The sequence below is a fragment of the Arthrobacter sp. ISL-30 genome (assembly GCF_018613855.1).
In the GTDB taxonomy this organism is placed as follows: domain Bacteria; phylum Actinomycetota; class Actinomycetes; order Actinomycetales; family Micrococcaceae; genus Arthrobacter.
Window position 1 is genome coordinate 1 of record NZ_JAGGPK010000005.1, and the last position, 7,254, is coordinate 7,254.

Annotated in this window: 7 protein-coding genes; 4 read left to right on the plus strand and 3 right to left on the minus strand. The window is 60.9% G+C overall.

Features of this window, described 5'->3' with window-relative positions:
• From J7E82_RS01665 to J7E82_RS01675, 3 genes are all read left to right on the plus strand, one after another.
• Nucleotides 1-658, plus strand: a 658-nt coding sequence (locus J7E82_RS01665; RefSeq protein ID WP_214859721.1) for a substrate-binding domain-containing protein, incomplete at its 5' end; no start/stop codon positions are given.
• A gap of 39 nt (nt 659-697) precedes the next feature.
• Nucleotides 698-2,281 carry a glycoside hydrolase family 32 protein gene (locus J7E82_RS01670; protein WP_214859723.1) on the plus strand — a complete coding sequence of 528 codons (1,584 nt, stop codon included), beginning with the start codon at nt 698-700 and terminating at the stop codon, nt 2,279-2,281.
• 92 nt (nt 2,282-2,373) lie between these two features.
• Entirely contained in the window at nt 2,374-3,714 is a 1,341-nt protein-coding gene (locus J7E82_RS01675) for a right-handed parallel beta-helix repeat-containing protein (RefSeq protein WP_214859725.1), read from the plus strand.
• Between the two features lie 290 nt (nt 3,715-4,004).
• On the opposite strand, the gene J7E82_RS01680 is transcribed toward J7E82_RS01675, so the two are convergent.
• Both J7E82_RS01680 and J7E82_RS01685 read right to left on the minus strand, forming a co-directional pair.
• Entirely contained in the window at nt 4,005-4,565 is a 561-nt protein-coding gene (locus J7E82_RS01680; protein WP_214859727.1) for a hypothetical protein, read from the minus strand.
• Nucleotides 4,566-4,942: 377 nt separating this feature from the next.
• The gene (locus J7E82_RS01685) at nt 4,943-5,341 is read right to left on the minus strand and encodes a hypothetical protein (RefSeq protein WP_214859729.1); all 399 of its coding nucleotides are present in this window, start codon (nt 5,339-5,341) and stop codon (nt 4,943-4,945) included.
• A gap of 4 nt (nt 5,342-5,345) precedes the next feature.
• On the opposite strand from J7E82_RS01685, the gene J7E82_RS01690 reads away from it, so the two are divergent.
• Nucleotides 5,346-6,038 (plus strand): alpha/beta hydrolase, encoded by a 693-nt coding sequence (locus tag J7E82_RS01690; protein ID WP_308113538.1) that lies wholly within the window; start codon nt 5,346-5,348, stop codon nt 6,036-6,038.
• 27 nt (nt 6,039-6,065) lie between these two features.
• Here the strand turns inward: J7E82_RS01690 and J7E82_RS01695 are convergent, their stop codons facing one another.
• Nucleotides 6,066-6,470 (minus strand): hypothetical protein, encoded by a 405-nt coding sequence (locus tag J7E82_RS01695; RefSeq protein ID WP_214859733.1) that lies wholly within the window; start codon nt 6,468-6,470, stop codon nt 6,066-6,068.
• Nucleotides 6,471-7,254: the final 784 nt, after the last annotated feature.

Genomic DNA, 7,254 nt, shown 5'->3' on the forward strand with positions numbered 1-7,254 from the left:
CTACGCCACCATGTACCACCGCAACGTGGAACTGCCGGCCAACCTCGGCAGCGTGCCCTCCGTCCTGGTCGACTCGGTGGCCACCGGCGGAAACATCACAGCCGTGATCCCGGACGAAGAAGGTGGTGCACGCGCCGCCGTGGGCGCGCTCCTCGAAGCGGGCCACACCCGGGTGGGCTTCATCAACAACACCGATGATGTCCCCGCAACTCGTCAGCGGCTCCAGGCCTTCCGGGCCACGCTGACTAAAGCAGGGCTCGACGGCGACGCAGCACCTGTCGAGTCCGAGGTCTCCGAGGTGCAAGGCGGTTATGAAGCGGCGCGGCGGATCCTGACACGCGAGGACCCGCCCACCGGCTTGTTCTGCTACAACGACCGTATGGCCATGGGAGCCTACCGGGCCGCTGCGGAGTTGGGACTCACCATCCCCGCTGACCTTTCAGTCGTCGGCTTCGATGACCAGGGACTGATCGCCGCCAACCTTCACCCGGGCCTCACCACCGTGGCCCTGCCACACTACGAAATGGGTGCGTGGGCCACCGAGCACCTGATTGACGCCGTCGAGGGGAAGACAGACCTTACCCTCATGGCACTTCACCCGACCATTCTGAGCTGCCCCCTCGTGCGCCGCGATTCCATCACGGCTCCCCGGCAATAGGCAGCCAGCCCCTTCCACTTCCCAAGAGGAACGCCAGACATGTCCAGTTGCCTTGATGCCGCACGCCCGGAAACAGCCCCGGCCGGAACCTCCAGGTTCCGGCCTGCCATCCACTTCACGGCAAGGGATACCTGGCTGAACGATCCCAATGGCCTGGTTTTCTACGACGGCCTCTACCACCTCTTCTTCCAGAACAACCCGTATGGCAACGTCTGGGGCAACATGTCCTGGGGCCACGCCACCTCCCGTGATTTGCTGCACTGGACGGAACACCCTGTTGCCATTGCCTGCGACGAGGCAGAGGACATCTTCTCAGGGAGTGTCGTAGTCGACCACGGCAACACGTCCGGTTTCGGCACGGCGGACGCACCTGCCCTCGTAGCCATTTACACCAGTGCCTACAAAACCGCGTCCGAACACAGCGGCACGCAGGCCCAGTCTCTGGCCTACAGCACAGACGCAGGAATGACGTGGCGAAAATACGAAGGAAACCCTGTCCTCACCAGAAACTCCGCGAACTTCCGCGATCCCAAAGTCTTCCGCTATCAAGGGGACCAAGGTGCCTGCTGGGTCATGGTCGCCGTCGAAGCGCAGCACCAAAAGGTGGTCTTCTATCGTTCGGAAGACCTCAAATCCTGGGACTTTCTGAGCGACTTCGGGCCGGCCAACGCCGACGCCGTCGAATGGGAGTGCCCCGATCTCTTTCCCCTGGCGGTGGACGGGGACCCTGACAACATCAAATGGGTACTGATCGTAAACACTAACCCCGGCGCAGTGGCAGGAGGTTCCGGCGGCCAGTACTTCATCGGACACTTCGACGGCGCCCGGTTCCTGCCGGACGCCGGTTCACTCGCGGCGCCAGCAGGACTGGCCTCCCACCCCGACCCCAAGGCGGGCTCTGCAGCCTTGCAGCAATGCCTGTGGCTGGACTGGGGACGCGACTGCTACGCCTCAGTATCCTTTAGCAACGCCCCGGATGACCGGCGCATCATCATCGGCTGGATGAACAACTGGGACTACGCCAATGATCTGCCCACCGCACCCTGGCGGTCCTCAATGACCCTCGCCCGCGAAGTGCGCCTCACAGCAGTCAACGGCTCCGCCCGTCTGATCCAGCAACCGGTCCTGGCGGACCTCTGCGCAGGAGAAGATCTGCCTACTGCCAAGGACCAAATGAACGCAGACACCTTTGAGCTGCGAAATTCAGCCCTCCGATTGCCGGATGCGGTACCCGGTAGCGCCCAAATCATCGAGGCGGAGATACTGCCCGGAAGCGCCGAACGTTTTGATTTCCGACTCTTCGGAAGCAGTGACGGGAGCAAGGGCACCATTCTTAGCTACAACACAACCAGCGCCCAACTCATCCTTGACCGCAGACAATCAGGAAACACCTGCTTCCACGGCAAATTCGCTTCGGTCGAGTCAGCACCAGTTGACCATGAAAACGGTGTGCTCAAATTACTCATCGTCGTGGACCACTGCTCGGTGGAAGTATTCGTCCAGGGCGGCAAGGTCGTCCTGACTGATCTCATCTTCCCCGAAACCGAAAAACAGGAGAACTGGCTATCGGCTGAGGGAGGTTCAGCAACAATATTGAAGCTCGCGGTCTCAACACTCACCTAACCTCAGGTTGGAGGTAACGGCGGAGGGAAGAGCCTCCGAGAATCTCCGTCAAGGGCTGAGAAACCAAACCACAACATAAAAGGGAACAACCTATGTCAAGCAACAACTACTACGACGTGACTACATGGCCGGTCGGCAATCCGTCCAAGGACGTCGGTGAAGTAATCAACAGCATCATCGCTGACATCAAGGACCGGCAGACCGTCACCGATACGAACAATGGAGGAAAGCCAGGCGCGGTAATCTACATTCCGCCCGGGGACTACCACCTTCGAACGCAGGTGGTGATCGACGTCAGCTTCCTCAGGATCCACGGCTCGGGACACGGCTTTACGTCGTCGAGCATCCGGTTCAACGTTCCCGAAGACGAATGGCCCGACTTGCATGAGCTATGGCCCGGGGGGAGTCGCATTCTCGTCGACATTCCCCTCGGCGGAGACGGGGAGGAAACCAAGGGCGCTGCCTTCTACGTTGAGCGAAGCGGGAGCCCGCGGATCAGCTCGGTCGAGTTCTCCAACTTCTGCATCGACGGGTTGCACTTCAACTCCGATGGCTCGGGGATGCATCCGGAGAACACCTACGTCAACGGCAAGACCGGTATCTATGTCGCGAACGCCAATGACTCATTCCGCGTAACCGGCATGGGGTTCGTCTACCTTGAGAACGCTCTCACTATCTACAACGCGGACGCGCTTTCCGTTCACGACAACTTCATCGCTGAATGCGGAAGCTGCATCGAGCTGCGCGGGTGGGGACAGGCATCAAAGGTCACCGACAATTTGGTTGGAGCAGGCTTCAAGGGTCACTCGATCTACGCCGAGAACCATGGCGGGCTCCTGATAACCGCGAACAACGTCTTCCCCCGTGGCGCGAGCAGCGTCCATCTCAACGGCGTCACGCGTTCAAGCGTCACCAACAACCGTTTGCATTCGTTCTACCCTGGGATGCTGATTCTCGCAGCGAATAGTTCGGAAAACCTCGTGGCCACGAATCACTTCCTGCGTGACCATGAGCCTTGGACCCCCTTCCTGGGAGTCGACAACGGACTGAACGACCTCAACGGACTTCTCTGTGTCAGCGGCAGCAACAACTCTGTCGTCGGCAACCACTTCTCCCAGATCATCGACTCACAGAGCATCCGACCGACAGGTGCGACGCCTGTCATCATCCGGCTGATGGCGGGGGTTGGCAACTTCGTCTCCAACAACCACGTGGTGGCGTTGGACGTTCACTCCAAGTCAAGTGACTCCGCCTTCTCGGCTCAAGTGGACGCTCTGTTGACGACCGAGGCTTCGGACGGCCTCGCCGTTACGGCCGTCATGGTCGATTCCGAATCAGCTCGGAATACGATCCTTGATTCCGGAAGTGACGCCCAAGTTATCGCAGATAGGGCTGTTAACGCCTTTAGGGCCACACCCACGGTCGGTTTCTAGGCGGCACATGCACTTGTTGGCCCAGTAACCCGCTCAGGCAACGGCAGGACCCCGGGGATCGCCATCATCGAGGGCGGCGGCCGCATACACGCGAAGAGGGTATGAAAATGAAGCAAAGACGAGTCACGATCAAGCAGGTTGCAGCCGAAGCCCGCGTGTCCATCACGACCATCTACCACGTCCTCAACGATATGCTGGGGTGCGGGTCAACCCCGAGGCCGCCAACGAATTCAGGACAGCTCCGCGCGGCTGGGGTATGTACCCAACCGGCTCGCGCAGTCCTTGCGCACTCAGCCGTCGAACACCATCGGCTCATGATGGTTGTTCGTTGCGACAGGCACTGACGACAGGCAAGATATCCGCAGAAAGACGCATGATTCGTGCAGTGGACGAGAAACCGACCAAAACGCCGATAATGGACGTTTCGTCGTTTTGCAGTCTGTCCGGCGCACCCTATTTGAGCCATTCCTGATCGTTAGAGCTGGGCGTCGTTCGGGGAGTGATGCGCTCTGCATAAGTGCCTCGGCCTGGGCCGGATCGACCAAAGGTGTGCCGGGCGGGTCAAAGAAGGCCGAGAGTTGGGAGATCCGCCAGCCGTCATCGCCGCGCAGCAGCCGGTACTCGTGGTAGCGGCTATGGTTCCTTGCAGTTTGGATGACCGAGCGGACTGTCGCCGTGTCCTCGTCGACGTCGGTGATCTGTCCGACGGCCGGGTCATGCGCAGGGTTGGAAGACAGCGAACCTTCCTGGCCGGTGCGGACTCCCGGGGTGCAATGAGTCGCGACCAGTTCCGCCAACTCGCCAGGCAACGGTTGGACGGTGCCAGGGTCGAAGGCGACCATTTCCGCCAACTCGCCAGGCAACGGTTGGACGGTCCCAGGGTCAGACGCGACCATCCCCCCGAAACTTGCCAGAGCGCTGCCACCTCGTATGGAAATCGGCCACGAAGGCCTCGATCCTGCCGCGGACCTCATCCTGGGTCATGCCCCAGACCATACCGACACAGGTTACTCTCCGCCAGACATGGGCGATCAACCCCCGGTGACATGAGCAATCCGGAGGCATATAGGAACCTACACCGAAGATGATGCGGTCTGCCAGATCGTCTCCGGGGCTACCTGACTGTGACACCGGCTCCCTGGGCTCGCTTCCGTTCCCGTCATCTCGGGGATGAAAGCCTCCCGACCTGCGATGTCTTCGCTGATCGGGAGGCCCATATGCTGAGGCGTTAGACGCGTTCTGCCACTGGATAGTCGGTGTAGCCGGTGGCGTCTCCGCCGTAGAATGTGGTGGGGTCTGCTTCATTCAGTGGAGCGTCATAGCGCAGGCGGTCCACGAGGTCGGGGTTGGCCAGTGCCAGCTGGCCGACGGGGGCGATGTCTGCCAGCCCGGCTTCAATGTAGTCGGCGAGCTGTTCCATTGTGCGTCCGTACTTGAGGACCAGGATGGCTGTGGGCCACATGGCGCGGATGGAGCGGAGCATCTCATCATCCCCTGCGTGGAACACATGCAGGTATACCAGGTTCAACGGCGCGAGTTCGCTCACAAGCTGGAGGTACTGTGTGCGGACCGTGTCAGTGTCGCCACGAAGCAGCGACGAGAAACTCAGGGGGTGGGCGATGAGCACCTTTGTGTTGATCCACGGTGGTGGAGACGTTGGGTGGTACTGGCACCTGGTAGAAGCTGAGCTACGAGCCCGTGGGCACGATGTGGTGGCTCCCGACCTTCCAGGCGATGATGAGTCCAAGACTCTGGCGGACTATGCCGATGCCGTGGTCGAGGCTGTCGGTGGGAAGCAGAACCTGGTCGTGGTGGGCCACTCGTTCGGTGCTTTCACCGCCGCGTTGGTTGCCGATCGGCTGCCGGTCGATGTGCTGGTCCTGCTGGCCGGGATGATCCCGTCGCCGGGTGAGTCGCCGGACGAGTGGTGGGCCAACACCGGGTACCGGAGCGCGGTGGCGGAGCAGGCGGGGCGTGATGGGGGCTTGACCGGCAACGCGGATCCATACGTGAGCTTTTACCATGATGTGCCGCGGGAACTGGCAGAGGCGGCGATGGGTAAGGAGCGCGCGCATCCGTCGAGGGCCGCGATGGCCGCTCCATGGCTGTTGGAGGCGTGGCCGCACGTGCCCACGAGGTTCCTGCTCTGCACCGAAGACCGTTTCTTCCCGCCCGACTTCTTTCGCCGACTGGTGCCCGACCGTCTGGGTATTGTCCCCGACGAGATCGTGGGCAGCCATTGCGTCGCACTTAGCCGCCCCAAAGAGGTGGCGGATCTGCTGGAGGGTTACATGGCCACCGCGCCGTCCACGAGGATCGACTAGTGAACCAATCCTGGGCGGCGGCCAGCATTATCGGGTTCGGCGGTATCCGCGGTCTACCAGTCCGCCGATGATTCCTGCGACCGCGCCCGGTAGGGCAACAACGGCAACGATATGCCGTAGCAGGCTGTAGGGCCACATGAGGGCGACGCCCCCGATCAGGACGGCGGGCGCGGCCACGCACGCCGTTACCCAGCGCGGATGGCCGCGCAGGAACGACCAAATGGCAGCCGCCAGCGAGGCTGCGGATCCAGCAAGCAGGTATAGGCTGCCGACTCGTGCGTCCTCTACAAATTCCGGTATCGCCGTATACCCGAAGAACGTTGACCTCAGAAGGCCAGTGACCATCAGGACGATGGATGCCACAACCAGGATCGACCAGAAGATGACGCCCGGCCATCCCCGACGGCGGACGGAAGCATCTTCCTGGCTCATCGTCGCGCTCCATTCCCCGTCAGTGTCATGTCGAGCGTCCGACTGTTCCGAGCCCAACTGTCCTCAGTTTTCCACACGTACTTGTACGTCGGGCTGGCCGTGTCGTAGCTGCCTGCACCCGCCGTCGAAGTGGGCTCCACGGCGCCATTCATCAGATAGATGAGTAGTCGGGCTAGTCGATCTCCGTGGATTTTGGCTGGTCAACGCGTAGCCTCAGGCCATGGGGAAACTCGTTCGGCTTTCGGTGGTAGGGATTGCCGCATTGTTCGTGGCTGCTCGGCACAGCCCGCTTCAATCGCGGAATCCGAACAGGAAAGCGGAACACGCTATCTCCATTTCCTCAAGGAGGCTGGCTCGATGGCGGTTCCACATTCGCAGCGCCGCGCACTTACGTGATCAGGAGGCCTAGAGAAGTGGATACCTCCCAGGAGGTGAATCTCCAATATGGAGAGAATTCAGTCCTTCTGCCCCCAATATGAGTGTCGAGTTGCGAAGGTTTCATCGGCTATTGAGATAACTTCCTTCAAAATCGACAGTTATTTAGGGGCGCCTCACAGATGGTGGCCAAGAGGAACGTAATCACTGATCGGGGGATGGATGACAAAGCTGCTTCCTGCAAGAACGGGGTCGGCTGCAGACTGGATGTCGCAAGGTCCTGCTAGTCCGAAAATGAGGTGGGCCAGTGTGTGGTGTGGGCAGGGTTGAGTGATCGGTGGGCGGCACCGGGTGTGAGGCATTGGTGGTGGGTTATGCCGCCGCGGTCAGTGTGACGGTGTAGCCGACG